This window comes from Methylorubrum sp. B1-46, assembly GCF_021117295.1.
Lineage (GTDB): Bacteria > Pseudomonadota > Alphaproteobacteria > Rhizobiales > Beijerinckiaceae > Methylobacterium.
The window spans coordinates 3782674-3807865 of record NZ_CP088247.1 but is presented as its reverse complement, the minus strand read 5'-3'; the positions used below and the strand labels follow the sequence as shown (position 1 = coordinate 3807865).

Here is a 25192-nt window from a genome sequence, read left to right as displayed (position 1 = left end):
GCGTCATGCCGGACTTCGATTGTGCCGACTACTACGTCGAGCATTGCTACCTCGTGCAGGTGCCCCGAGCTACGAAGGACACCGTCGATGTCTTCGAGGTCTTCGGGCGACCGCCGGTCGCGACCGAGGCAGTCCTATCCCCGGAGGTCGTCCTCAGGGCACAACTGCCCAAGGCCAAGTGGGATGCTGTCTCGGGCGAGGTGCGCTCCGAGTTTAACCGACGGCTGAAGGCGGAGCGCAAGCGGTCCGGCTCCTGGACCCAGGGCAACAACGGCGTTCAGCGCCTCCTCGGCAAAGAGCTCCTTGTCCTCGTCTGGGCCATCGAGCAGGACGACGTGTCCGTGGAGCAGTGCGACGTCGCCATCCGGAACTGGCTCGGGCTCAAGCCGGAAGAGCGCTGGTGGCTGTACACCATGACCGCCGCCTCGACGGGCTACGCCCACCAGACGGGGATGGGGTGGCGCGACGCCCTCAGACGGGCGCTGTGCTTCGGAACGAAGCGCGACGTGTTCTCACTCGGCGTCATGACCGGCCGCGGCCACCTTCCGCCCAGGAAGAACACGGGCGCGGCTCAGCAACCCGACATCGCTCAGAAGCGCGTCGAATTTGCTGCCCTCAAGGCGATCTCTGGCCGACTGGAGGCTTTCGCGTGAACGTCCATAGCCCCGTTGTGGCGGCCGGCGCCGTCGTCCCGTTCGCTTTGAGGGATGCCCCCTCCTTCCTGGAAACCCAGTTCCCAGTGGGACGGGCGTCAGCCGAGTCCTTCAAGGAGCGCTCGGCCGTCCAGGGCCAGTTGCTGACCGTTCTCGGCACCTACTGGAAGGGGCGCAAGCCTCTGATCCTCGTTCGGGCGACGGTCCTGGGCTGCCTGCTGCCTTCGACCAAGGACCCCATCAAGGACCTCCGCATATTCCTTCTGCTGATGGGTATGGACGACGCGGCCTTCCTGAAGCGCCTCAAGGCGATCCCGGCCGCGAAGGTCGACCCGGAATGGCCCGAGTACCTCAAGCTCGTCGAGCCGGACCCCAAGCCCGCCTACCGCAAAACCCTGTCGCGCGAGCAGCGTCAGGAGCTCTTGGCCGAGTGGGTCCTGACGCTCCCGTACGACAAGCGCTTGGACTTCTGCCTGCGGCCGGACGAGTGCCGCGAGGAGGAACTGCTCAGCGACATCTGGGAGGAGGTCAACGCCCATCTGGGAACCTCGGCCACATCCGTCGCGGGGCTGATCGAGCAACTCGGGGTCATGCGCTATGGGCGACGGCCTAGGCTGGCCGACACCTTTTGCGGCGGCGGCTCGATCCCCTTCGAGGCTGCGCGCATCGGTTGCTCCGTCCATGCATCCGATCTCAACCCCATCGCTTGCATGCTCACTTGGGGGGGCTTCAACGTCATCGGCGCCGACGCTCGGACGAGGGCGGAGATCGAGGCCGCCCAACGCGCGGTCGCGGAGGCTGTCGATGCAGATGTCACCGGATTGGGCATCGAGCATGACGCGGAGGGTAACCGGGCGAAGGCTTACTTGTACTGCATCGAGACGCGCTGCCCCCGTACGGGTTGGATGGTGCCGCTGCTCCCGACGTTCATCATCTCGAAATCGCGCAACGTCGTCGCTCGGCTGCGTCCGGACAGCGGCAACAAGCGATACGACATCGACATCGTCACGGGTGTCACGAAAGCAGAGCTGGCCTTGTCCGAGAAGGGAACCTTGCGAGACGGGCGGCTCGTCCACCCAGCCAACCCGGAAGCGGATGGCGTGGCAATTAGCGTAATCAGGGGCGACTACCGTGGCGATGATGGGCGCAACGCTAACAAGCTCCGTCCCTGGACGAAGAATGAATTCAGGCCGGCAGAATCTGATATTTTTCAGGAGCGCCTATACTGCATTCAGTGGATTGAGAGAGATACCATCGGCAAGTCGCGCCAGAATACGTTCTTCGCAGCCGTGAGTGATGCCGATCTCGAACGGGAGGCAAAGGTTACGGCTTGCGTCGCTTCGAACATCGACGAGTGGCAGGGGCTTGGTCTTATCCCTGACCAGCCGATCCTGCCAGGCGATAACACGTCCCAGCCAATGCGCGAGCGCGGTTGGCGCTACTGGCATCAGTTGTTCGGCGCCAGGCACCTCCTGTACTTCGCCCTGGTTTCGAAACACATCCACGCATGCGACTTGCGCATGCAACCTTCGTTATACCTCAACCTCGCGAAAGCACTCGATTGGGGCAACAAGCTTTGCTATTACGGGACCGGAGCGGCGCGCGAGTCCATCAGCCATCTCTTTTCGAACCAGGCTTTCAACACGCTCTTCAACTACGGCGTCCGCGCTACCCGCGGGTTGAACGAGCATATCGTGCTTGAGCTCGGGGAACGACAGGTGTTGGCTGGGTCCGGCGCGGTGCATAACATGTCCGCGCTCGATTTTTCCGAAGAAATCGACATCGGCGTTTCTGACCCGCCGTACGCGGACGCCATCAACTATCACGAGATAACCGAGTTCTTCATCGGCTGGCTCAGGAAGCGTCCGCCGGCACCCTTCGATGGCTGGACTTGGGACAGCCAGCGGAGCCTGGCCGTCAAGGGCTCCGACGAGAAGTTCAGGTCCGACATGGTCGCGGCCTACAAGGCTCTTTCGCGCCAGATGCCGGACAATGGCATGCAGGTGGTCATGTTTACTCATCAAGACGCCGGGGTCTGGGCGGACTTGGCTGCCATCATGTGGGCCGCCGACCTGAGGGTCACCGCTGCATGGAACGTTGTCACCGAGATCGCCAAGCCCACGGGTGGAGGCAACTACGTCCAGGGAACCGTCCTCCTTGTGCTTCGCAAGCGCATCGGCGGCGGCAATGCGAGGCGGATGGAGATCGAGGAGAAGATCGAGACCGAGGTTGATGCCCAACTCGCCTCGTTGAATGCCCTGGACGACGACTGGACCTCGGAGCGTCTCTACACAGACGGCGACTTGCAGCTCGCTGCCTACGCTGCCGCGCTGCGGGTCATCACCAGTTACGCGACCATCGACCGGAAGGAGGTCGGCGCGGACATCTACAGGAAGCTCGCCCGCGGTGAGAAAACGGTCATCCGCGAGCTGATCGAGTACGCCGCCTCAGTCGCGAACAACAAGCTCGTGCCCGAAGGCTTTCCACCCGCAATGTGGCGGGACCTTGACACGACGTCCCGGTTCTACGTCCGGATGCTCGATATGGAGAGCAAAGGCACGACGAAATACGCGGACTACCAGGACTTCGCGCGCACTTTCTCCGTCACCGATCATACCGACCTGATGGATTCGACGAAGGCGAACGCCGCCTCCCTGGCTGGCGCGGGGGCCCTAAAGGGTCGAATGCTGGGCGGCAACGGCTTCGGGTCCTCGCACCTGCGCCGCGTCCTATTCGCTACGCACAAGACGATGCAGAAGGACGACCCCCGCGAGGGGCTCGCGTTCATTAGGACGGAGCTCGGTCAGGACTACTGGCCCAGCCGGGCGAAGCTGGTCGCCCTGGCCAAGTACGTGTCGGCCAAGACATCCAAGACCCGGCCGGTCGAGAGCTCGGCGGCGGACCTCCTGGCCCAGCGCCTTGAAGTCGATAAGGTCTAAGCGCGCACAGGAGCGAACCGGTGGCCCTGCAGCGTCACTCCTCCCGTCGCGGGTCCCTGCGCGATGTCCTGGGCGAGCGCCTCTCGCGCTCGCGCCGCTACCTGCGCATCGCCGGCTACTTCCGGTCGTCGCTCCTCGAACTCGTGTCCGAGGAACTCTCGGGCGTCGACGAGATCCGGGTCGTGTGCAACGCCGAGCTCGACCCGAACGACGTCCGGGTCGCGAAGGCCGCGAGCGAGGGCTCGGACGCACTGTCGCGCGCGCTGGTCGCCGGCTGGATGGCCGGCCAGTCCAGCATCGAGGAACTCCTGGCGAAGGGCCGCTACCGCATCCTGCACGACCTTCTCGCGTCGGGGCGCATGCGGGTGAAGGTAGTGCCCAAGGACGGGACGAACGTCTTCGTGCACGGCAAGGCCGGAATCATGGAGTTCCGCGACGGGGGCTCGACGGCTTTCGTCGGCTCGATGAACGAGAGCGCCACCGGCCTCCTGCACTCCTATGAGATCCTCTGGGAGGACGACGACCCCGAGGCGACCAAGTGGGTGCGTGAGGAGTTCGAGTACTTTTGGGACTTAGGCGTGGACCTGCCGCAGGCGGTCGTCAGCCACATCGGCGCGGTGTCGCAGCGCCTAGAATACGCCTCCATCGACCTGGCCCGGAAGGAGGGCGGCCTTTCCAACCCCGCCGCGGCCCTCATCGAGCGACCAATCTACAAGACCGGGCAGATCCTGCGCCCCTGGCAGAAGCGGTTCGTACAGGCCTGCGTCGACGACCATGCCCTTTACGGCAAGGCGCGGTTCCTGATCGCGGACGACGTGGGCCTCGGCAAGACCCTCTCGATGGCTGCCGCCGCGCTCGTGCTATCGCTCCTCTCCGGCGGCGGCGTCCTGATCCTGGCTCCGGCGACCCTGACGCGGCAGTGGCAGACCGAGTTAGAGGACATGCTCGGCCTGCCGTCGGCCATCTGGTCCTCGGCCAAGAAGCAGTGGCTCGACGGCAAGGAGTTCGCCATTTCGCCGAAGGGTGACGCCGGCGCGGTCGCGCGCTGCCCCATGCGCATCGGCATCGTCTCGACCGGGCTCATCGTGAGCGGGGACGAGGACGGCGAGATCAGGCACCTGCGGGAGAGCCGCTTCGGTGTCGTGATCCTCGACGAGGCGCACAAGGCCAGGGCCGACCGCAGCGGGAAGGACGACGCCCGGGTCGGCGCCAAACGCCTCCTCGACTTCATGGAGCGGCTCGCCGCCAACTCCGACAACGTCATCATCGGCACCGCAACGCCGATCCAGCTCAAGGCGGTGGAGCTGCACGACCTCATCGCGATGCTTGCCAAGGGCACGAGCCACGTGCTCGGGAGGGAGGGCAGCCGCGCGTGGTCGTCGGATAGCAGCATACACTACCTGACCGGGGAGAAGCCCTGGCCGGAGGATCCGACCGACCAGTGGGCGCTGCTGCGCAACCCGTTGCCGCCAACGAACGAGGCCGGCTTCTACAAGGTGGTTCGCACCGCTCACCGCCTAGCTGACAGCCGCATCGACGGCCCCCGCTACGACGACCTTTCGCAAGGCCAGAGGAGCAGGCTGCGGAGCGAGTTCCCGACGCTGGTGGAGCAGACCAACCCGATCATCCGTCGCGTCATCCGCCGCTCTCGCTCAATGCTGGAGAACGCCGGCCTCCTGCCCCGCATCGACGTCGTCGTACACCCACGCGAAGGCGACGGACTGCCGGAAGAGCTCTTCTCCGGCGATGGCCTGGAGATGGGCCTCTCGTTCCGCCAGGCGTACGACGCCGCCACGCGCTTCTGCGGGCTATATGCGCGCACGCGGCCGGCCGCGGGGTTCATGAAGACCATCCTGCTGCGCCGTATCGGCTCGTCGGTCGCGGCCGGCCTGAACACGACGCAGGCCCTGCTCGCGGGCGCGACGACCGGGTCCGCCATCGACGACGGGGACGAGGATCTCTACGCCCAGGAGCGCGAGCGCATGCCGCTCACGCCGGATGAAGCGGAGGCCCTCCGCGAGGTGGAGGCGCACCTCCAGGCGGTCCTCGGCCGCGGCCGGATGGACCCCAAAGTCGAAGTCATCATCCGCTACCTCGCCGACAACCGATGGCTCGCCGACCACGGCATGATCGCGTTCAGCCAGTTCTTCGATACGGCCGAGTTCGTAGCCGAAGGCCTGGCAGCGCGCTTCCGGGAGCAGCCCGTCGCCATCTACGCAGGCGGCGGTCGGTCGTTCGTCCTGCACAACGGCGAGAGGCGCCGCACCGACCGTAACGACATCAAGGAGGAGGTGCGGAAGGGGACGATCAAGCTGGTGGCAGCCACCGACGCGGCTTGCGAGGGGCTGAACCTGCAGCGCCTGGGCTCGCAGGTGAACGTTGACCTGCCCTGGAACCCGTCGCGCCTGGAGCAGCGAAAGGGCCGCATCCAGCGCATTGGGCAGCCGCGCCCCCGGATACACGTCGCGAACCTGCGCTACGCCGGCACCTACGAGGACGAGGTCTACGGCGCCCTATCGGAGCGGTTCGAGGACATATTCAAGGTGTTGGGCCAGTTGCCCGACTCCTTCGAGGACGACTGGGTCGACGCCGTGCTGAAGGACCGCGAGGCCGTCAAGCTGTTTCCGAAGCGGGTGGACCGCATCCGTTCCCCGGTCGAACGGCGCTACTTCCGCGACGTGGCGGATGACGTCGGTCTCGATTGGGAGGGCACGGAGCGCATCCTCTCCTCGCGCGATATAGAGGAGTTCATGCGGAAGGGTTGGTGACCGAAACTGCTGCTAGGCTTCAAACGACAGGGGCGCTGGATTCGGGATGCCTACTTTCGGCTGGGTACATGAGGACGCGAGCGAGGCATTCCTGTCCGCGACGCAGAAGGTCCCGGACCCGCGTGGTCCGCTACCCCGCAGCTATGGCTGCCCCTTCTGCACCCATGTCGCCATCTCGCCGCGCGATCTCCAGGACCATCTTTCGGTGGCACACCCGGTCGACCGGCCGACGCTGCTCGTCTCGGGGATTGAGCCTGGACTGACCTTCACCGTTCGCGAACGGCGTGCGCCCTCCGACTATATCCTTGCGAATGCCACCGCCGCCGCCGTCTCGGTCGACGGCATGCCTCCGGAGCCGGTCGATCAGTCGACCTTCGGATCGCTCATGGCGAGGCTCGATAGGTCGGTCGCCCGCATACGCCTGAGCAACGGCAAGCTGCGCGGCGCGGAGCCCGTCACGACGACCTACGACGTCCGTTTCCGGGTCGCCGCCCCTGGGGACCTGGATGCAGTCGACCGCGCCTTCATGGACCACATGACAAAGGGCGTGCCGACCCGCGAGACGGCGCGCCGCTTCCGGCAGGATGCCCGATGCCAAGGGACCGGATCGGACTACGCGGAGGGCATGGCGGAGTACGTCCTAGGCGTGCTGATCAAGGAGCAGCCCCATGGCCAGAGGGTCTCGTCCTCCCTCGATAGCTTCACTGAGGCGTTCACGGCGGCGCTCCAGAAGCTGCGGGTGCATCGTCGCCCCCTCCCGCACCTGCTGTGCTCGGTCATGCGGTTCGCCTTGAACGAGTTCGGTAGCGGTACCGTAGCTTCCGGCTACGATGAGCTCGACGCGGCGACCGAGCTACTTCGTGGTCCCGCGGTTGCCCATATCGTCGTTCCAGACGCGCCAGCCTCGCGGCTCAAGGCATGCCCGCTCGATCACGGGACCGACCGGCTCCTGGGGCTGGTAAAGGCGATGTCGCGAAAGGACCATTGGAGCCCCGTGTTGAGAAGCGAGTGCCTCCAAGTCGCCGGGGACGGTGCATTGGTTCTCCCGGACCGCCAGAAGGCACTTGCGGTTTGGGCCCTGACCGCACTGCGCCTCAAGGCCCCGGACCAAGCCGTGGAGCCCCTCTCGCAGATCGCCGCGGTGCACCCCTTCGACGCCTGGGCGCAACCCGCTCTTGAAACGGTGACCAAGTGACAGACGACGTTCCGATAGAAGCGACCGAACCCGCGGCCCCGGCCGCGGAGCCGGCACGGCCGGAGGCGAAGAAGGCGCGCAAGCCGAAAGAGGTCAAGGTCGAACCCTTCCTCCGCACCTACTTCGGGGGCACCGAAGTCAGGCCGAGCGACTTCATCAAGGCCGTGTCGGAGGTTAAGGCGTCGAGGTTTTCGGAAGACGACATCGCCGAGGCCGAGCGCCTCCGGCGAGCGGGAGACAGCGACCACAAACGCATGCTCGGGCTCGCGACGCAGCCCAAGCTTCCCGCGCAGGTGAGCAACTGGCTGTGGCCGGCGGTCCAGGCCGCGATCCGCGCTCGCGCACCGAATGTCCTGGAGCCCTACAACGTCGAGGCCGACACGGCCCTACGCCGACTGCACCGTGAACTCGCGAACGAACTCGGGTCCGGGGATACGGCGGTTCGCCAACCGGCGACGGTCATCCTGCAACTCGGCTTGGCGTGGATGGTCCGGCAGAGGAACCTCGACCTCGGAACAGCGCTGCAGATCCTCGGCGACACTTACGCCGAAGGCGAGGCGTCGGTGACAAGGCACGTCCGGCATGCGCTCTCCTCTGGCAGAGTGGCGGACATTGAGCGGGCCGTCGCCATCTCCAAACTCATGGGCCGCTCGACGCGGGAAGCCATCTCCCAACGGGACCAGGAGAAGCTCCAGCGCGGGGAGGCCGAGGAATTGCTCGATCAGGCCAGGGTCTATTCCGGAGACCTGAAGCGGCGGATCGCGGAGCTTGAGGCCGAGGTGGCCGAACTCAAGGGGCAGGTGTCCGCGTCCCGCTCCGAATTGGACGACAGCAGGCAGCACTGGGGACACGACATGGTGGAGGTGAAGACCCGCCAGGCGGCTCTGCTGCAGGAGAAGGTGGTTCCGTTGCTCGGAGACGCGATCGACGCGCTGGAGATTGATCCGCCGCAGCCGAAGATCGCCGTACGACGGATTCGAACGGTCCTGGCGTCCATCAAGGAGACCGAAGGTTGAGCATCGTCACGTTCGGCATCGACTTCGGCACGACCAACAGCCTCGCGGCGCGCATCGTGCGCGACCGCTCCCTGCCCCTCGTGGACCTCGGGAGCGGACGGCCCCACCCGTCGGTCGTCTGGTACACGGGCGACACCGTGAAGGTGGGGCGGGAGGCCAAGCAGCACCTCGACCTCACGGGTGGCGGCGCGCCGCCCGGCTTCCTGCGGTCGCCGAAGATGAAGCTTCGCCGCGAGGGGCCGATCTTCATCGAGGGGCGCGAGGTCGATCCGGTCGATGCCGTCGCCGAGGTGCTGCGGCACGTGAAGACCGACGCCCTGAAGGCGCGCTCGGTCGCCGAGGGCGTGGCCCTGACGCGCGCCGTGATGACCATCCCGGTGGACTTCGGCGGCCCCCAGCGCCGGGCGTTGCGGGAGGCCGCCCGGGCGGCCGGCATCTCGGTCGTGCAGTTCGTTCACGAGCCCGTGGCGGCGCTGTACGGGTACCTGCGGTCGAGGCCCGACTACCAGCGCCAGATAGCCCAATTGGAGGGCCGTTCGGTCCTGGTCTTCGACTGGGGCGGCGGAACCCTCGACCTCACGCTGTGCCGCATTCAGGGCGGTGCGATCATGCAGATCGAGAACGACGGCGACAACGAGATCGGGGGCGACGAGTTCGACGTCCGCCTGACCAACCTCCTGAGAGACCGTCACGCCGCGTCCCACCGGCTTCATGACATCCGCGGCATGGAACAGCCCGGGATGGGCGCCAAGCTCCTCAATCAGTGCGAGATCGTGAAGATCGGCCTTTCGGCGCAAGGCGCCGACGAGGAGGACGTCATCATCAGGAACTACCTGAGGACGACGGGCCCCGCCCAAAACCTCGTAGAGACCATCACACGCGCCGACCTGGACTCGGTTTGCTCGGACCTCGTGGCGCGCGGGCTCAAGCGGATCGACGACATCCTCGCCCGCGCCCGGCTTACCAACCGCGACATCGAGCTCTGCCTCGCGACGGGCGGCATGGTGAACATGCCGGCCATCGCCGACGGGCTTTTCGAGCGGTTCGTCGGGCGGGTGGCGGACATCGACAACGGCGACCGCATCATCGCCGAGGGCGCGGCGTGGATCGCCCATGACGGCCTCAGGCTCAGGCTGTCGAAGCCCATTGAGATCCTCGTGGCGGACAGCTCCGGACGCGGCTCCTACCACCGGCTCGTCGAGGCCGGCTTCGAGCTCCCGGTCGAGAACGAGACGAAGACCGTACCCAACACGCGCCTCTACTGCGTGGACCCCCGGGAGGGCGTGGCGGTCGTCGAGATCGCGAAGCCCGATAAGGTCGGGCTGGTCTCGCCCACCGACCCTCGGTCGCTCCTCTGCTCCATGAGCGTGCCGGTCGACGCTAAGGCGGACCCCCTACTCGAACGCATCGAGTGCCACCTGAGCATCGACCACGACTACGTCGCCAGCGTCCTACTCCGCTCGACCGGCCGCCGCGCCGAACGGAGGGAGGAGTTCCACGACATCGACTTCGGCCTGGCCCTGCCGGTTCCTGGCCGCGGCGGGTTCGCCGGCGGAGAGGGGGCAGGCTCCACGGGTACGAAGGGGTCGTCGCCGGCATCCGCCACGAAGACGAACCTGACGCAGCGGACGAACGTGGCTATCGACGACGGCGGGCGTCTCCGCCACGATGACCTATGGCGCCTGGTGCCGGGCGACCTCGTGGCGGCTTGGCGCGTCAGCCACTTCGACAACCGGACGACGGCCTCCAGCGACCGACAGAACAAGGAGCGGGAGTTCTACCTGCCGTGCTCGCGGTGCGGCCGCCTCCTCACGCAAATCAAGGCCGAGCCACCAGTTGAAGCCTGCCGCGGCCGGTCATGCGGCAAGGGTCTTCCTCCGGCATCAACTATCGGAGTTGCCGTTCACTCCTACCCTTCGAGCTGATTGACTGGAAGCCGGCGACGGAAAGCGGGAAGCGGACAGCGCTTCCCGCTTTCCGCTTCCCGAGTGCGCTTTGTTTACGAGCTTCTGTGATCCTCGCCTCTGCAGGAGACGGGAGATGCCGATCAGGGACCAGGTTTGGATGGCAGCCGACAGGGTTGCGGAGCGGGGAGACCCGGTATCGCAGACTTCGGTGTGTCAATCGGCGTCCAATAGGGGGTCTGGCGCACTCCTGATGCAGCCGGCGTCACCCAACGCCGATCAGCCGCGCTTCGAGCAGATCGAGCTTGGCCCGACCGAACATCTGTCGCTTCACGAGCTTGAGGCGAGTGATCTGCCCCTCGGTCTGGCCATTCGACCAGGGCTCGGCCAGCGCCGCGGCGACAGCCTTTCTGTCTCGCGACAGGCCGTTCGCGAAGGACGCGAGGAGGCTGCGAGCCGCCGTGTCGATCCAGGTGTCGAGGTCGTGTGTTCTCCGCTCGCGGATCATGGCCTGGAAGCCGGCCAGGAGAGAGCGCGCCTCGTCGAGCGCCGGTACCGCTGCCTCGATCGTCGTCACCGTCACGGCCTCGGCCTTGCTCAGGCCATCCCGCCCGGTCGTCATCAGTCGCGCGAGGAGGCGTGCAGAGGGTACCTTGCCGGGAGCACCCGCGGGGGACTGCTCATGGCGCCGACGGCGGGTCGCCCACTCTCCAACGACGCGGAGGCTGCCGGTGAACCCGCCGGCGCGCAGGCGTCGCCAGAGTTCGGCACCGTTGCGGCAGCCGGCCGCCCACTCGTCGTCGAGCCGGGGCAGGTAGGACTCCAGGCTGCTCTGGCGCGCCCGGAACACGTCACCGGTCAGGCCGCGCAACACGTGGCGCACGAGCCTGCGGCTGTGGCCGGTCGTGCAGACGATCTGCCGGATCGGCATGCCCTGTCGCGACAGCGTCAGTATCGCCTCGGCAGTCGCCGTGCGCCGACGGTAGCCCTCGTATTGCAGGCGCTCGGCGCAGGTCAGCCGATTGGGGTCGATCGTGGCGGCGCCCACCGCGACTCGGATGGCGTTCATCGACTTGCGCACGGCATCGAGGAAGGCGGCGCTGGCGTTCTCCATCAGATGCCAGCGGTCGGCGACCTGGATCGTCGTGGGCAACGCCCGCGCCGCGGCCTCGCCGTAGCCGCCGCCGCGGTCACGGGCGAGGACGGCGATCTCGGGATGGGCGGTGAGCCATGCCTCGACGGTGCCGCTCTCGCGATCCGGCAGGAGGGCGACGACGCGCCGCCGCTCCAGGTCGCAGATCAGCGTGCCGTAGCGTTGCCCACGGCGGAAGGCCCAATCGTCGATGCCGATCACGGTCAGGGTCTCGGCCGGCCTCTGGGCGCGGCGGCGCACGGTTCGCAGCATCGTGTCCCGGCTCGCCGGCACCATCAGTCGGCGGGCGAAGCTCTCCGCCGGCCTGCCACCGAGTGCGAGGCCGAGATGATGGACGATGGTCTCCAGCCGTCCTGTTCGTCGGGCGTAGGCGGCGGCGAGGTCCGGTTCGAGCCGCTCGGCGAAGACCTTCGTCCGGCATTCCGTTCCGACGCACCGGAAGCGGCGGACGCTGATCGTGATGACGACGCGTCGGCCAGCGACCGGCAGATCCGATAGGGTGCGGATGTACCGGCTGTGCACACGGGACGAGATCCCGTCACACCTCGGACATCGGGCCGACGCGGCGGTCGGCCGAGCGGTGATGGTCAGACCCGCCCCCACCTCGATGTGATCGACGACAAGGCCGGGCGGAACGACAGAACCGAGATGAAGGCTGCGGGGCATGGCCGGATCTCCGACGGCTGAAGCCGAGATCCATCAACCCGCCTGCACCGAAAGTGAGTCAGAGCCCCTTTTGGACGCCGATCCTGGGTCCCTATTGGGTTCATCCGCACTTTCGGTGCTGGCGGGTGGCTCATACCAACCCTCGTTGAACGCGACTCATGGGGTAGCGTCGTCGGCTGAGGGATGATTCTGTTCTCGGGTTTTGAGCCCCAGGAGGATGGGATGGCTGCTTCGGTGCCGCTGCGGCCGGACTTCGACGCCGCGGATCTGCGCGCCTTGGCGAAGAGTTCGCCCGATCCCGCACAGACGCGGCGCCTGCTGGCCCTGTCGGCGATCTACGCGGGCGGCTCGCGCCCGGCCGCTGCCGCGCTCGGCGGGGTCGGGCTCCAGACGGTGCGGGACTGGGTGATAGCGTTCAACGCGCGCGGTCCCGACGGGCTGATCGATGGCAAGGCCCCCGGCGCTCGCCCGCGCCTGGACGCCGAGCGGCGGGAGGCCCTGCGTGTCCTGGTCGAGCAGGGCCCGATGCCGGCCGCGCACGGGGTGGTCCGCTGGCGGCTGGTCGATCTGGTCCAGATCCTGTTCGAAGACCACGGCGTATCGGTGTCCGAGCAGACCTTGGGCCGGGTCCTGCGGGGCATGGGCTACCGTAAGCTCTCCGCCCGCCCGCGCCACCACGCCCAGGAGCCAGACGCCATCCCGGCTTATAAAAGCCTTCCCCGCCCGCTTGGCAGAGATCGCGCAGGCTGTCGGCGGCAAGCCGATAGAGGTCTGGTTCGCCGACGAGGCCCGCGTCGGCCAGAAGAACACGATCACCCGGCGCTGGGCCCGCCGCGGCACGCGCCCCTCGGCCCCGAAGGACCAGCGCACCGCCTCCACCTACATCTTCGGCGCCATCTGCCCGGCACGGGGAACGGGCGCCGGTCTCGTCATGCCCCGCTGCACCACCGAGGCGATGGGCCTGCACCTGGCCGAGATCGCCCAAGCCGTCGCCCCCGGCGCGCACGCCGTGCTGCTGCTCGATCAGGCCGGCTGGCACACGACCCGGAAGCTCGTCGTGCCGGCCAACATCACGCTGCTGCCGCTGCCGGCCCGCTCCCCCGAACTCAACCCGGTCGAGAACCTGTGGCAGTTCCTGCGCGACAACTGGCTCGGCAACCGCATCTTCAAATCCTACGCCGACATCCTCGACCACTGCTGCCACGCTTGGAACACCCTCATCGACCGACCCTGGCGCATCATGTCCATCGGACTCCGACAATGGGCACATGGGTTCTAATCAATGAGGATTGGTATCAGGCGTTGATCAGCGTTGTGGCCCGAGGGCAGCACGATGCCGATCTCGAACTCGTCGATGCCGTCGGTCCCGGACGGTGTTCAGGTCGATGATCTGACGCTGGACCCGTGCGGGCTGCTGATCACCGCTCATACCACCACGGTTGATGCTACCTGTCCGGGTTGCGGACGGTCCTCGACGCGGATGCACAGCACCTATTGGCGAACCCTCAAGGACCTGCCGTGGCAGGACCGGGCTGTGATGTGGCGCCTGAAGGTGCGCCGTTTCCGCTGCAGCCACTGCCCAGGGCGGATCTTCGCCGAGCGCGTGCCGAGGCTGGTTGCGCGCAAGGCGCGCTGCAGCAAACGGTTGGCCGAGACACAGACCGATATCGGCATGGTGCTCGGAGGGCGGCGACACCGTCCTGCGCCTGATTCGCCGGCGCGGACTTGTTCCGCCTCCGCCACCGCGCGTGGTCGGCATCGATGACTGGGCTTGGCGGCGCGGCCGATCTTACGGCACCATCGTCTGCGATCTCGAACGGCGGTGTGTCATCGACCTGCTTCCCGGCCGCTCGTCGGCACCGGTGCGGGATTGGCTCGCTGCCCATCCGAGCGTAACCGTCATCAGCCGCGACCGTTCAGGGCCCTACGCCGAGGCAGCGCGGACGGGGGCACCGACGGCGACGCAGATCGCCGACCGCTGGCACCTGCTGGTCAATGCTTCCGAGGCGCTGCGCGGCATCGTCGAGCGGCACCAGTCCGAGATCCGGGACGTGGCGCATCGCCTCGTGCACGTCTCCTCCGAGGGCCGCGATGCGCCGGAGAGCGCGCCAACGTCGGTGGTGCACAACCCGCGGCGCGATCGCTGCGAGACAGCCTTGCGCTTCCACGGCGAGGGCATGCCGACCAAGGAGATCGCCCGCCGTATCGGTGCATCCCGCAACGCCGTGCGACGCTGGGTTCGGGCCGGCCGGTTCATGCCCTACCGCCGAGCCCCAGGTCCGAGCTGGCTCGACCGTCATCTTCCCTTCGTCGAGACGCGTTGGCAGGAGGGCGAACGCAGCGCGACCGTTCTCCATCGCGAACTGCGCGTCCAGGGCTTCACGGGCGGCTACGACATCGTCCGACGCTGGGCTGCGCGGCAGCGGTCAGGGGCGCCGGTCCGACCAGTGTCCGCCCGGATTCCCTCGACACGACGCATCACCCGATGGCTGACCGGCGATCCAGCGACGCTGTTGCCGGAGGATCGCGCCTTCACGGAAGCACTCTGCGTCGCGGCCCCGAAAATCAGGCAAGCCGTTGCGGATGTGCGGGCCTTCGCCGAACTCCTGCGCCGAGGAGATCCGGCAGGACTGACGCCTTGGCTTGAGGCCGCAGCCAGGACCGATCTCGGCGGCTTCGTCACCGGGCTCCGGCAGGACGAAGCTGCCGTACGCGCGGCCATCGTCGAGCCCTGGAGCAACGGACCCGTCGAGGGACAGGTCAACCGACTCAAGCTGATCAAGCGGAGCATGTACGGCCGCGCCGGATTCGATCTCCTGCGCCAGCGCGTCCTGCATGCCGCCTGAGGCTGACCTGTAGAGCTTGGCCGCACAGAAGCCCGCCAGCACCGAAAGTGCGGATGAACCAACATTCCACGCTGTTTGACACACGGTTAGCGTGTCGCCGACGGGAATGTCGTCGTCGATGACTTGCGCGAGTGCGTGCGCGTCCGTCATGCCGGCTTTCCTTGCCCAGGTCCCGGCCGGAGTCCCTCCATCGCGAGGCGGTGGATCAGGTCGTCGAGCCACGGCTTGCCGAAGTTACGGCGGAGCGGAAGCGCGGGCCGGAAGCCGATGTCGTTCAGCAAGCCGCCGAGGCTGACAAGCCTAGCTCGGTGCCCCTGGTCGAAGCCGAAGCGCATACTGGCGGCGTCGGCCCCGCAGATCAGCCAGTCGTCCTCCCGCGTCAGGGCATGCGTCCACAGCGAGAGCTCGCCGGCGTCGAGGTGCGCGCCGGGACCGTCGAGCTGCAACCTCATGATCGCGAGGGCGTCATCCGGCTCGACTGAATGGAAGCTCGGGCGCAGGACCGTCGGGTCGATGTTCTCCTCGGGCCGCCGGCGCTGGAAGCCCGTCTGCGTCTCCTCCAGGCATTTGGCCACCGTCACCAGGCGGTAGCGGCTGGACAACGCCCGCCATGCGCCGACGCGATGCGCCTCGATGACCGTGTTGGTGTCGGTGAGGACCGAGCCGCGATGGACAGCCATCGTGCGGGCTCACATGTCGAACGGGCGTTCGACCCCATGCGCGTCCAAAAGGTCCCCGAGCTCGTCGATGGTGACGTCGAGCAGCGCCGCGGCCCGCCGCACCGAGACGTGTCCCTGCCCGATGGCGTCGGCCACCACGGTCAGGAAGTGCTTGCCGAATTTCAGGGGCACGTCCTGCTCCCTGTGGACCAGCCCGCCGTTGTTCACGAGCCGGTGGTCCTCGTAGCCCTGGGCGGCGGAACGGGAGAGGCGTTCGAGGTCGACCAGGCGCCACTTGAGCGCCTTCGCCGAGACGCCGAGCTCGGTCGCCCTGACGTTGATCCAGTCCGGGTTGCGCCCTTCGTCCGTCACGCCCTCGAAGAGCCGCCTCGGCATGAGGACCGCGGAGGCGAACTTCTCGGCCATCGTCTCGACGCGCTTCTGCAGGTTGCCGGTGCCCTGCCCGTCGTCGAGGCGCTCCGGGGGCATCGCGTCCCAGGTGAGGATGTGGAAGAGCTCGTGCGCCAGGTCGAAGTTCCGCCTGCCGGGCGCCTCCAGCCGGTTCACCAGCACGGCGCCCAGGTTCCGCACGAGGCAGGCGGCCCCCGAGATGCCCCTCTCTGCGTCGACCATCAGGACGAGCGTCGATAGCTTGTCCTGCATGGCTTCCGCGAGCCGCTCGGACGGCACCGGGCCCAGGTCGAGGAAACCCGCCACCGCCTCGCCGGCCTCAAGCGCGTCCTCGTAGCTGTTCGTGCGCGTCAAGTTGAGCCGGTGGGCGATAGGCGGGAGCGTCCTGCCCGTCGCCGCCGCCAGCTCGCGGTACGCGCCGATCCACTCGCCCGCCTTGCGCTCGAACGCGTCGAGCTCCGCGACCGAGGTCTGCGAATGGCGGCGCCAGGAGAACCTCGCCTCGCCGACGATGAGGAACGGGTTGGTGAAATAGTCGAGCGGGACGTCGAACGCCTGCACGGCGGCGACGAGTTCCTCGGCCGACAGCTTCCGCCCGCCGGTCTCGATCTGCTGCAGCGACTGCCGATGGTCGAGGCCGAGGACGCGCGAGAGCTCCTCCTGCGACATGCCGCGCTGCTCGCGGAGCGCTTTCAGTCGGATGCCGGTCGGTGCGGATGCCATCGTGTCCCTCCATCGCGGATGTATCTTGCACATCGGCAATTTGCAAGATAATTAAGCAATCCACGAGGTTGCCTGCGTACTCCGACTGGAGCACGCTGTAGCGACCTCGGACCGGGGGCTTGAGCATCAGAGCTTCCCGGCCGTCCCGGCGCCATCGGCCCCGGATCACGGGCAGGCTCTGAGGCATCCCGGGCCGCGCATCCGTCGCGCGGGCCCCCGACACGGACACCGACATGGCAACGAATCCCCCGGCCGGCGACGGCCACCGCAACGGCATGGTTCGCGACCGCTCCCAGGTCTTCAACCCCAAGACGGACACGTGGACGAAGCGTGACGCCGACACCGGCCGCTTCATGGACGGCAAGAAGGACGGCACTCCCTTCAAGGGCGTGCGCAGGGAGCGCTGACGCGCGGCAAACCCTGGCGAAACCGTACTCGGTGGCGCGCTATCCTGGTAGCGGCGCCGGAGACCTGACATGACGGCGAACACAGTTCATTTCCGCGTCGGCAACGGCGACATGCACCTCGTTGAGATGGAGGGCGAACGCAAGCTTCTGATCGACATCAACGTCCGGCAGCCCGGACCCGACGTTCCGGACGTGATCGCCCAACTGCGCAAACGGCTGCAGCGGGACATCTACGGCCGGCTCTGCATCGACGCGTTCCTCCTGACCCATCCCGACCAGGACCATTGCCGCGGCCTGCGGGAGCACTTCCACCTCGGGCCGCCCGAGACGTGGTCGAAGGCGCTGGACAAGATCGTCATCCGCGAGATGTGGTCGAGCCCCATCGTCTTCAGGCGCGCGGGGCGTGATCACGCGCTCTGCGACGACGCCAATGCGTGGGCCTGCGAGGCGCGCCGCCGGGTGCGCCGGTACCGCGAGCGTGGGATCGGCACGGACGGCGAGCGCATCGTCATCCTGGGGGAGGACGTCGACGGCAAGACCGACGACCTCCGGCAGATCCTGGTGAAGGCCGACGAGGAGTTCTCGACGATCTGCGGCGCGCACGGCCGGTTCAAGGGGCGGCTCATCGCCCCCATGCCGGCCTCCGACGACGACGAGGACGAGTTCCTCAGCAAGAACAACTCCAGTGTCATACTCGGTCTGGCCCTCCAAGCGGACGGCTACGCGGAGGCGTCCCGATTCCTGTTCGGCGGGGACGCGGAGGTCGGCATCTGGGAGAAGGTCTGGGACCGGAACAAGTCCCGGAAGCACGTCCTGGGATACGACGTCCTCGTGGCCCCCCACCATTGCAGTTGGCACTCGCTCTCCTGGGACAGCTGGTCCGATTACGGCGAGGACGCCCAGGTCAGCGCGGATGCCCGCGACGCCCTCGGGCAAGCGCGGTCCGGGGCGGAGGTCCTGGCGAGCAGCAAGCCGATCAAGGACGACGACATCGACCCGCCCTGCATCCGCGCCAAGCGGGAATACAAGGCCATCGTCGCCCCGCACGGCGGCACCTTCACCTGCATCGCCGACCGTTCCGGCACCGACCCTTACGAGATCGAGGTGACCTATGCGGGGCACAAGCCGAAACGCCCGACGGTCCCTGCGGCGGTCGCGGTGGCGACCGGAATCGGGGCCGCCCCCCTCCCGCACGGCTGAGACAGGCCCGGCGGAGCCGTCGCCTCCGGCGATGCCGAGGGCCGTCGCCCGGGCTCTCCGCCTGATCGGGTTGCACCCATCCGTGCGCGGCGTCGAGAGCCATGTCGACGCCGGCACCGGCGCGACCATGGCGACCGTACGGATCGACGCCAACCTGCCTTCGCGGTGGCGCGTGAGGGGCCATTCCGACAACGGCGTCCGGGCCGTCGAGCCGGTCACGATGGCGTTCTGGCCGGAGTATCCGCTGCGCGAGCCGTACATCGTCCTTCGCGAGGATTTCGACCGAAGCCACCCCCACCTGCAGCCCCGGGGGCCAAGCTTCCGGCCCGAACCCTGCCTCGTGTTCGGCTCGGTACGCGAACTCCTGCAATCGCGCGGCGTCATCGGGCTCGTCGACCAACTCGCGGAATGGGTCGAGCGGGCCGCCCTCGTGCGCCTCAATGACCCCGCCGGGGGCTGGGAGATCACGAGGCGCGATGGCGTGCACGACGTGGTCGTGCTCGGCGCCGACTGGCTTCGCTCGCTCCCGAACCGGGATGGGGGATGCGACGGCTACGGCATCGGCTACGCGGCTGTCCGCGAGGACGGTGGCCCCGAAACCTATCGCGCGCTCCTGTCCGAGAGCCGGCACGGCTTGTCGGAGGACGACTGCCGCTGGCAGGTTGAGGTGGTTTCGAACGAGGAGCGGTACGGGTTCGGCCTCGCGCTCGTGGCGTGGTCCGGCCGGACGCCGTCCGGCGAGCCGTTCATTGCCGGACGCTACCTGCCGGAAACCGTCGTCGACATGGCATCCCTGCATGCCCGGACCGAGGAACTGGGCTGCGGCGAGCACCTCCGGGCCAAGCTCGGCCTGCTGGAAAGACGCCTGCGACGCAGGCGCCTCAAGCACCCGCAGCCCTGCGTCGTCATCCTGCTCGCGCGCCGGCCCTACGACCTCGTCGGGGGCAACTCGCCCATCGAGATCTGCCCTTACCTCATCGAACTGCAGGGCAACGACGAACTCGGGCCGGGAAGCGCGAAACCCGTCCGGCTCGCGGGGCCGCACGAGCAAGTCACGCCGGGCCTGATGCGGACCGCCTCGGGCGGTGACGCGACCGGATCAGCACGGTGGACCCTGCTCGGCTGCGGCAGCGTGGGGTCGAAGATCGCGACGCACATGATGCGTTGTGGCCGAGGTCCGACCCGGTTGGTAGACGCCGCGCCGATGCGGCCGCACAACTTCGCCCGGCACGCCCTCTTCCCGGCGACCAAGTGGGAGCAGCACCAGGGCGGCGGCAAGGCCTCGCTCCTTGCCGAGGGTCTGGTGGGCTTCTCCGACGGGTTGTCCGCGCTTACCGCCGACGTCGCCCTCGCGGCGACCGACCCCGTCAGAGCCGCAACCGTGTTCGGTGCCGACGCGGACTTCGTCGTGAACGCCACCGGTTCCCTCGTGGTGCGGGAGGCCCTCTCGCTCCCGGTCGTCACCCCGCTGAGGCCGAGATGCGTCGAGGCGTGCCTGCTGGGTGCGGGACGGGTGGCGTACATGGCCGTCGAGGGCCGCTCGGCCAACCCGTCGTCGGCGGACCTGGCCGCCGAGGCGTACAGGCTGCTTGGCACCGACGACGCGGTTGCCGCGGCGGTGTTCGGGCCCGAGGCCGCCGCTGCCAGCATCGCCATCGGGCAGGGTTGCTCGTCGTTCACCTTCCCGATGACCGACGCGCACCTGTCAGCGATGACGGCGCCGATGGCTGTGGCACTCGGCAGGATGCATGCCGGCGGCTGGCCCGAGGACCGCGGCGAGATCCTGATCGGTATCGGGGCTGACGACGGCCTCAGCCAGAGCTGGACCCGGCACGAGATCCTACCTTGGCACGTGGTGCCGGCCGCCTCCGGGGATGGACCCCGCATCCGCGTCAGTCCGCGGGTCGATGCGCTGATCGCCTGGGAGGTGGCCTCCCGCCCAGGCAGCGAGACCGGGGGAATCGTCGTCGGCCGCTACTCGGGCGTGACCGACACCTTCCATGTCGTGGACGTGCTGCCCGCGCCGCCGGACAGCCGGTTCTCCGCCGAGGAGTTCGTGCTCGGGGTCGAGGGGTTGGCAGACCTCATCGACGGGCTGATCGGACGCAACGGCGGCTCCCTCTATCCGCTCGGCACCTGGCACAACCACCTCGTCACGAGCGGCCCGTCCCCCAAGGATGTCGCCACGGCCCTCAAGCTCGCGACCGAGCAGGCGTTCCCGCTGCTGATGCTGATCCACACGCCCGGCGGGTACCGCTCCCTGACCACGGAAGTCATCGCTCGCCCAAGGACGGGCGACCCACTCGGAGAGGCCGCATGATGGTCCACCTCGACCGTTACATCCTGAACGCGCGCGTCCTTCCGATGCTCGTGGTCACCTTCCCCCTCGTCCTCGCCGCTTATCCGTGGCTTTCGGCCGATGCGTTCGCCAAGGACGGATTGTGGGCCACGGCCATCAAGTGGGCGACGACCGGGGCGAGCTCCGCCTTTCTCGCGACCGTCCTATCGTTCGTGCCGCGCGCGTTCGGCACCCGGTTGGAGGAGCGGCTCTGGCGGGAGTGGGGCGGCGCGCCAGCCACAGCCTACCTGCGCTACGCGCACCCGGAGCTCGACGAGCGGCAGACGGCGGCGCTGCACGCCAAGATCGCGAAGCTCGATCCCGGTCTCCACGTCCCCACGACGGCGGAGGAGGAGGCTGACCCGGCCGCGGCGGACCAATGCTACGAGGGCATGGTGCGGATGTTGCGCGCCCGGACTTGGGGGCCGAAAAACTATCCCATGCTGTTCGACGAGAACCTGAGCTACGGTTTCCGACGCAACTTGTTGGGCATCAGGCCCATCGGCATCCTCGCCTGCCTGATGGGCCTCGGCTCGGGCGCCGCCGCCATCTGGATGGGGCACGATGCGTGGCCCGTGGCCGCCCTTTCAGTCGCCGTCGGTGCCTTCATCCTCGTGAACACGCCCGGCGACGTGAAGCGGCAAGCCGAACGTTATGCCCGGCGCTTGTTCATGACTGTCGATCTGCTGAAGCCCACTCCAAAGACTAAGCCCGCTGGTACGGCAACCCGCAAGAAGGGCGTGGCACCTGTCCCGCCTTCAGCGGCCTAACGGGGCCTATGGGACAGGCGGCCACAAGGGCGCATCCTAGAATAGAGTTCGGCGTCTGAGGGCGCTTTCGCGACCCAGCTGCGCTGTTCAAACATCACCCAAACTCGAACTCGTGGATGCCGCCGAACTCGCCGCTATAGGTCAGTTGCACAGCCATGACCGGCGGCGCCACGACGAGCTCCAACTGGCTTAGGTCCATGTCCTTGATGAAGGGAGCGAACGCGACGGTCCTCGACTGCACCGCAGGAAGGGGCGCGGAGAAGATCATCGGCACCCCGCTGCCCCGGTTCGCCGAGTTCCAGGTCTGTGCAAACTGTTCGACGGGCCCGAGCGCCAGCGAGTATGAGCACAGGTAGTGCAGCTCGCGGCGGAGCCCATCCGGGGGCAGCGCCATGAACACGCCCCGCCGGACTGATTGGTGATTGAGTCCCGAGGAATTCGGATCGCCGAACAAGTCCAGGTAATCCGCCATGCGCTGCTGGATGAGGTCGCTGTTCGCATCGAACAGCGCCTGGGTCTGTTCGGGCGTCAACAGAGCCTCTACCGTGTCCGGTATTTGCTTCAGGACGTATTTTCCCGCGCCGCTGGGGTACTGATGACGGTCGAGGTCTCTGATAGAGGCCTTGATCCCCATCATGGTTTGCGTGTTCTGGCGCCGCGCGAAGCCGTCGACCCAGTCTTCACGAAACGCTGCCTCGATCAGGTCGAACTTGTCGGATGGGACGCCGTTCGACAGGACGAGGTCCCGGAATTCGGCGGACCACTTCGGCTGCATCTCCGCAAAGTATCCGACGCGTCGGGTAGCTTCCTCATCAACCTCCATCGTCTTGGGGCCAGAAACCCAAGCAGCTCGCGTGACGGCGTTCGGGTCATAGTTGTGGAGAAGGCGGTGCTGCATGAGCGCATCGCCTACGTAGGTATCGAGTGTCGCGTGCTCAAGCTGCGGCGATGGCGCCCAGGTGTCGAGGTAGACGTCATACTCGTCGCGCTCATCGTGTTCGTTCGGCATCGTCACAGTTCCGGTTGACTGCGAAGTCGCGCAGCTGGTTTTCAACCGGCGGCGCATCAAGCCCGTTGCTCAATGCGCCGCCGCAAGCATGCGAGAAGCTGATATCGTCAGCTCCGCATCAACCGGCGGAAGCGGTCACGCCGCCAGCGCTCGGCGTCGATCCGCTCGGCCATGAAGGCGTCCATCGCCCGCGCCCGCTTGGTTACGGCCTCGGTCAGCCCCCGCACCACGGCCTGTCCGTCCCCGTGCAGCGCCTCCTCCATCCGGTCACGCATCTCCTCCGAGGTCGCGCCGCCCGTGAGCTTGACCGAGCGGGGCAGGACGAAGGCCTCGGCGAACGGCGGCGGCTCCTTGAGGAAGCGCAGCATCGTGCGCCACTTCTCGTCCCCGGCGCGCCGCAGGAGCGTCTCCAGCACCTCGGCGTCCAGGTCGATCCGCCGGGCGACATTGACCATCTCGTAGCAGTAGCCGGCCTCGAAGGTGTGGGGCCCCGCCTCCTCGGCGGACACGAGCAGGTCGCGGACGTGCTGCTCGTACTCGGGGCAGCCGAAGGACAGCGCGTCGTCCGCGAATGACACCCCGAACGGCGCGTCGCCGGCCGAAATGTGCAAGCCGCCCGAGAACGGCGTGCCCTGCTCGAAGTGGGAGAGCCCGGAATCGCCCCAAGACCTCGCACGGCCGTCGTTGGGCTTGCCGAACAGCGCCGTCCACGGCTCGGCGAAGACGACCGTCCGCAGGCCGCGCCCGTCGGGCACCAGCCCGAGGTGGTAGACCTCGACCACGTTGGCCTTCATCTCGCCGAGCGGCACGACGAACCTTTCGCCATCGACGGTCTCGTCCCAGGTCCGGCACTCGACCGCCCCCACCGCCACCGTGCGGGCGAACAGCGGCACCGTCGGCGCCTGCCAGAACCCGGCGTCCGGGACCGGCTCCTCGGGCTCCGGCATCATCCGGTCCTTGGCGACGCTGTAGCCCACGCCCATGCGGATCGCGTCCGAGAAGAACCGCTTGAGGTCGACGGGCTCCCCGTCCGAGCCGTCGCGGGTCTTGCCGAAGTAGATGGCCAGCATGGTGAGGTCCTCCGCCAGGAGCTCCCACGGGCTGCGGTCGGCCGACGCGAACGGCGCAAGGTAGCCGCCCACCTCGATGGCGAGTTCCTGCAGCAGGTCGGCCTCCGGCGCCGAGGCCATCCCGGCCACCGTCCGGGCCAGCCGCACGTAGGGGACGAGCCCCTTATGGATGCGGCGTCCGGGCTTCAGGGGCGCCTTCGCCTTGCCGGAGGCGTCCATCTCGCCCTGGGTCAGATGGAAGGCGAAATACTCCTTGGGGTTGTTGGCGACCCCCGCGCCCCTGCACACGTCGGAGGGGTTGAGGCCATGGCGCCGCATCATGCGTGTCACGACGGTGGCGGCGGCGAAGGCCTCGGCCTCCTTCATCTTGCGGGCGGCGCCGGCAGGAAGCGGATCGTCGATCCGGGGATCGAGCAGCGCCTCAGCCAGGACCAGCAGATGCGCCTCGGGGTGGGTGGCCTTCATCAGCGCATCCTTGATGAGCTTGGCGACGGCTTCGTTGGTGTCGGACATCGTCGGTCTCCTTTCGACCTCCTGACGATGCCAGCTCGACGCCCTTCGGTCGCCCTGAATTCTGCAAAACGTGAGTATCATGATTTTGCAGAATTGTGCAATTTTTTTGCAGAAATCGATGTAGTCATGTGCTTGGAAATTTTCGTAACGCGTAACGGGGGGCGCCCTGCGTTATTCCTGCCGGTTTAGAAGCGTGACGATGACGATGCCCGCGTTGATGAGCAGCATGAAGTCCGGCAGGACCTCGCCCACCGCCTTGCGGCTCAGTCGGTCCAGGCTCTCGACGATCAGGTAGGAGCCCGCCGGGACCTGGCCCTTCTCGACGAGGTCGTGGAAGCGCCCGAGCGCGCCCTTGATGCGGTTGGCGCCGCGGAGGGCGCTGACGCCGAGATCCCGAAGGCTCTCGTCGATCACGACGCCGCGCTTGGCGGCCCACTTGTTGGCGGCCTCGGTCTGGCGGCGCAGGCTGTCGCCGCGCAACTGCTCGGGGCGTGAGAACCGAATGTAGCTGTACGCCTTGACCATGGCGGGCGTCCTCGTCGGAGCCCGGCGGACGACGCGGCACTCCTAGGCTAACGGGAAGGATGCGGCGTCGCGGCTATCATCTGGTGAATGCCTCTTGGAGAGCGTCTGGCTGAGATGGGGGAATGCCGGCCCGAGGCCAAGACGGTCCGCGTCGTTATCCACGCCGCAAGCTCCGCGCCTACGCGAAGGCCGCCTCGGGGATGGGCGTGGAACGGCGCCTGAACAGCATGGCGGACCTGTCCGGCTTGCGGCATCCCCAGGCGGCAAATGGCAGGGATACTAAGGCCTTGGCCGCCGCTGGGTCGCGGTCGCTAATGTGCCCGTACCTGCTGATATCGTGACCGCCTCCAAGTCGGCTTATTCCACCGGAGCGGACCTCTTGGCTGGCAGGCTCAAAGGTCTGCAAGGGGTCAAAGGTCCGCCCGCC

At 67.5% G+C, this 25192-nt stretch carries 17 protein-coding genes and 1 pseudogene; 12 read left to right on the top strand and 6 right to left on the bottom strand.

Features of this window, described 5'->3' with window-relative positions:
• Nucleotides 1–5 precede the first annotated feature (5 nt).
• Genes LPC10_RS17660 through LPC10_RS17635 form a run of 6 tightly spaced genes read left to right on the top strand, consistent with a single transcriptional unit; the run spans nucleotide 6 to nucleotide 10496 of the window.
• On the top strand, nucleotides 6–653 hold the full coding sequence (locus LPC10_RS17660) for a DUF3780 domain-containing protein (protein WP_231343732.1): 648 nt from the start codon (nucleotides 6–8) through the stop codon (nucleotides 651–653).
• Nucleotides 650–3592 (top strand): anti-phage-associated DUF1156 domain-containing protein, encoded by a 2943-nt coding sequence (locus tag LPC10_RS17655; protein ID WP_231343731.1) that lies wholly within the window; start codon nucleotides 650–652, stop codon nucleotides 3590–3592. Before LPC10_RS17660 ends, LPC10_RS17655 begins: the two co-directional genes overlap by 4 nt.
• Before the next feature lie 20 nt (nucleotides 3593–3612).
• Nucleotides 3613–6360 (top strand): helicase-related protein, encoded by a 2748-nt coding sequence (locus tag LPC10_RS17650; RefSeq protein ID WP_231343730.1) that lies wholly within the window; start codon nucleotides 3613–3615, stop codon nucleotides 6358–6360.
• A 46-nt stretch (nucleotides 6361–6406) separates the two neighbouring features.
• Nucleotides 6407–7555, top strand: coding sequence for a hypothetical protein (locus tag LPC10_RS17645; RefSeq protein WP_231343729.1), 1149 nt, complete (start codon nucleotides 6407–6409; stop codon nucleotides 7553–7555).
• The gene (locus LPC10_RS17640; RefSeq protein WP_231343728.1) at nucleotides 7552–8571 is read left to right on the top strand and encodes a hypothetical protein; all 1020 of its coding nucleotides are present in this window, start codon (nucleotides 7552–7554) and stop codon (nucleotides 8569–8571) included. The genes LPC10_RS17645 and LPC10_RS17640 overlap by 4 nt, the downstream gene beginning before the upstream one ends.
• Nucleotides 8568–10496: an Hsp70 family protein gene (locus LPC10_RS17635; RefSeq protein ID WP_231343727.1), complete on the top strand. Its 1929-nt coding sequence runs from the start codon at nucleotides 8568–8570 to the stop codon at nucleotides 10494–10496. Before LPC10_RS17640 ends, LPC10_RS17635 begins: the two co-directional genes overlap by 4 nt.
• 244 nt (nucleotides 10497–10740) lie before the next feature.
• Here the strand turns inward: LPC10_RS17635 and LPC10_RS17630 are convergent, their stop codons facing one another.
• Entirely contained in the window at nucleotides 10741–12294 is a 1554-nt protein-coding gene (locus LPC10_RS17630; RefSeq protein ID WP_231343726.1) for an ISL3-like element ISMex26 family transposase, read from the bottom strand.
• A gap of 183 nt (nucleotides 12295–12477) precedes the next feature.
• On the opposite strand from LPC10_RS17630, the gene LPC10_RS17625 reads away from it, so the two are divergent.
• Both LPC10_RS17625 and LPC10_RS17620 read left to right on the top strand, forming a co-directional pair.
• A protein-coding gene (locus LPC10_RS17625; RefSeq protein WP_231343725.1) for an IS630 family transposase occupies nucleotides 12478–13573 on the top strand; the annotation gives its coding sequence in 2 pieces (ribosomal slippage) (nucleotides 12478–13004 and nucleotides 13003–13573; 1098 coding nt in all).
• 75 nt (nucleotides 13574–13648) lie between these two features.
• Nucleotides 13649–15140 (top strand): annotated as a pseudogene (locus tag LPC10_RS17620) (ISL3 family transposase).
• 146 nt (nucleotides 15141–15286) lie between these two features.
• Here LPC10_RS17620 and LPC10_RS17615 read toward each other — a convergent pair.
• Together LPC10_RS17615 and LPC10_RS17610 are read right to left on the bottom strand one after the other, a co-directional pair.
• Nucleotides 15287–15820, bottom strand: coding sequence for a hypothetical protein (locus LPC10_RS17615; protein ID WP_231343724.1), 534 nt, complete (start codon nucleotides 15818–15820; stop codon nucleotides 15287–15289).
• A gap of 9 nt (nucleotides 15821–15829) precedes the next feature.
• Entirely contained in the window at nucleotides 15830–16933 is a 1104-nt protein-coding gene (locus LPC10_RS17610) for an XRE family transcriptional regulator (protein WP_231343723.1), read from the bottom strand.
• A 233-nt stretch (nucleotides 16934–17166) separates the two neighbouring features.
• On the opposite strand from LPC10_RS17610, the gene LPC10_RS17605 reads away from it, so the two are divergent.
• From LPC10_RS17605 to LPC10_RS17590, 4 genes are all read left to right on the top strand, one after another.
• Nucleotides 17167–17340, top strand: coding sequence for a hypothetical protein (locus tag LPC10_RS17605; protein WP_231343722.1), 174 nt, complete (start codon nucleotides 17167–17169; stop codon nucleotides 17338–17340).
• A gap of 69 nt (nucleotides 17341–17409) precedes the next feature.
• Nucleotides 17410–18540, top strand: coding sequence for a metallohydrolase (locus tag LPC10_RS17600; protein ID WP_231343721.1), 1131 nt, complete (start codon nucleotides 17410–17412; stop codon nucleotides 18538–18540).
• Nucleotides 18541–18571: 31 nt separating this feature from the next.
• Complete coding sequence (locus LPC10_RS17595; RefSeq protein WP_231343720.1) at nucleotides 18572–20860, top strand: ThiF family adenylyltransferase; 2289 nt, start codon at nucleotides 18572–18574, stop codon at nucleotides 20858–20860.
• Complete coding sequence (locus LPC10_RS17590) at nucleotides 20857–21648, top strand: hypothetical protein (protein WP_231343719.1); 792 nt, start codon at nucleotides 20857–20859, stop codon at nucleotides 21646–21648. The genes LPC10_RS17595 and LPC10_RS17590 overlap by 4 nt, the downstream gene beginning before the upstream one ends.
• Before the next feature lie 94 nt (nucleotides 21649–21742).
• Here the strand turns inward: LPC10_RS17590 and LPC10_RS17585 are convergent, their stop codons facing one another.
• The 3 genes from LPC10_RS17585 to LPC10_RS17575 all read right to left on the bottom strand — a co-directional run bounded on the left by LPC10_RS17585 (nucleotide 21743) and on the right by LPC10_RS17575 (nucleotide 24765).
• Nucleotides 21743–22657 (bottom strand): hypothetical protein, encoded by a 915-nt coding sequence (locus tag LPC10_RS17585; RefSeq protein ID WP_231343718.1) that lies wholly within the window; start codon nucleotides 22655–22657, stop codon nucleotides 21743–21745.
• A 107-nt stretch (nucleotides 22658–22764) separates the two neighbouring features.
• Nucleotides 22765–24240, bottom strand: coding sequence for a hypothetical protein (locus tag LPC10_RS17580; RefSeq protein WP_231343717.1), 1476 nt, complete (start codon nucleotides 24238–24240; stop codon nucleotides 22765–22767).
• Between the two features lie 171 nt (nucleotides 24241–24411).
• Nucleotides 24412–24765, bottom strand: a complete 354-nt coding sequence (locus tag LPC10_RS17575; RefSeq protein ID WP_231343716.1) for a recombinase family protein — start codon at nucleotides 24763–24765, stop codon at nucleotides 24412–24414.
• Nucleotides 24766–25192: the final 427 nt, after the last annotated feature.

Coding starts and splice junctions, on each gene's coding strand:
- LPC10_RS17660 (WP_231343732.1), top strand. CDS start 6: ATGCCGGACTTCGATTGTGCCGACTACTACGTCGAGCATTGCTACCTC.
- LPC10_RS17645 (WP_231343729.1), top strand. CDS start 6,407: ATGCCTACTTTCGGCTGGGTACATGAGGACGCGAGCGAGGCATTCCTG.
- LPC10_RS17630 (WP_231343726.1), bottom strand. CDS start 12,294: ATGCCCCGCAGCCTTCATCTCGGTTCTGTCGTTCCGCCCGGCCTTGTC.
- LPC10_RS17615 (WP_231343724.1), bottom strand. CDS start 15,820: ATGGCTGTCCATCGCGGCTCGGTCCTCACCGACACCAACACGGTCATC.
- LPC10_RS17610 (WP_231343723.1), bottom strand. CDS start 16,933: ATGGCATCCGCACCGACCGGCATCCGACTGAAAGCGCTCCGCGAGCAG.
- LPC10_RS17605 (WP_231343722.1), top strand. CDS start 17,167: ATGGCAACGAATCCCCCGGCCGGCGACGGCCACCGCAACGGCATGGTT.
- LPC10_RS17600 (WP_231343721.1), top strand. CDS start 17,410: ATGACGGCGAACACAGTTCATTTCCGCGTCGGCAACGGCGACATGCAC.
- LPC10_RS17595 (WP_231343720.1), top strand. CDS start 18,572: ATGCCGAGGGCCGTCGCCCGGGCTCTCCGCCTGATCGGGTTGCACCCA.
- LPC10_RS17590 (WP_231343719.1), top strand. CDS start 20,857: ATGATGGTCCACCTCGACCGTTACATCCTGAACGCGCGCGTCCTTCCG.
- LPC10_RS17585 (WP_231343718.1), bottom strand. CDS start 22,657: ATGCCGAACGAACACGATGAGCGCGACGAGTATGACGTCTACCTCGAC.
- LPC10_RS17580 (WP_231343717.1), bottom strand. CDS start 24,240: ATGTCCGACACCAACGAAGCCGTCGCCAAGCTCATCAAGGATGCGCTG.
- LPC10_RS17575 (WP_231343716.1), bottom strand. CDS start 24,765: ATGGTCAAGGCGTACAGCTACATTCGGTTCTCACGCCCCGAGCAGTTG.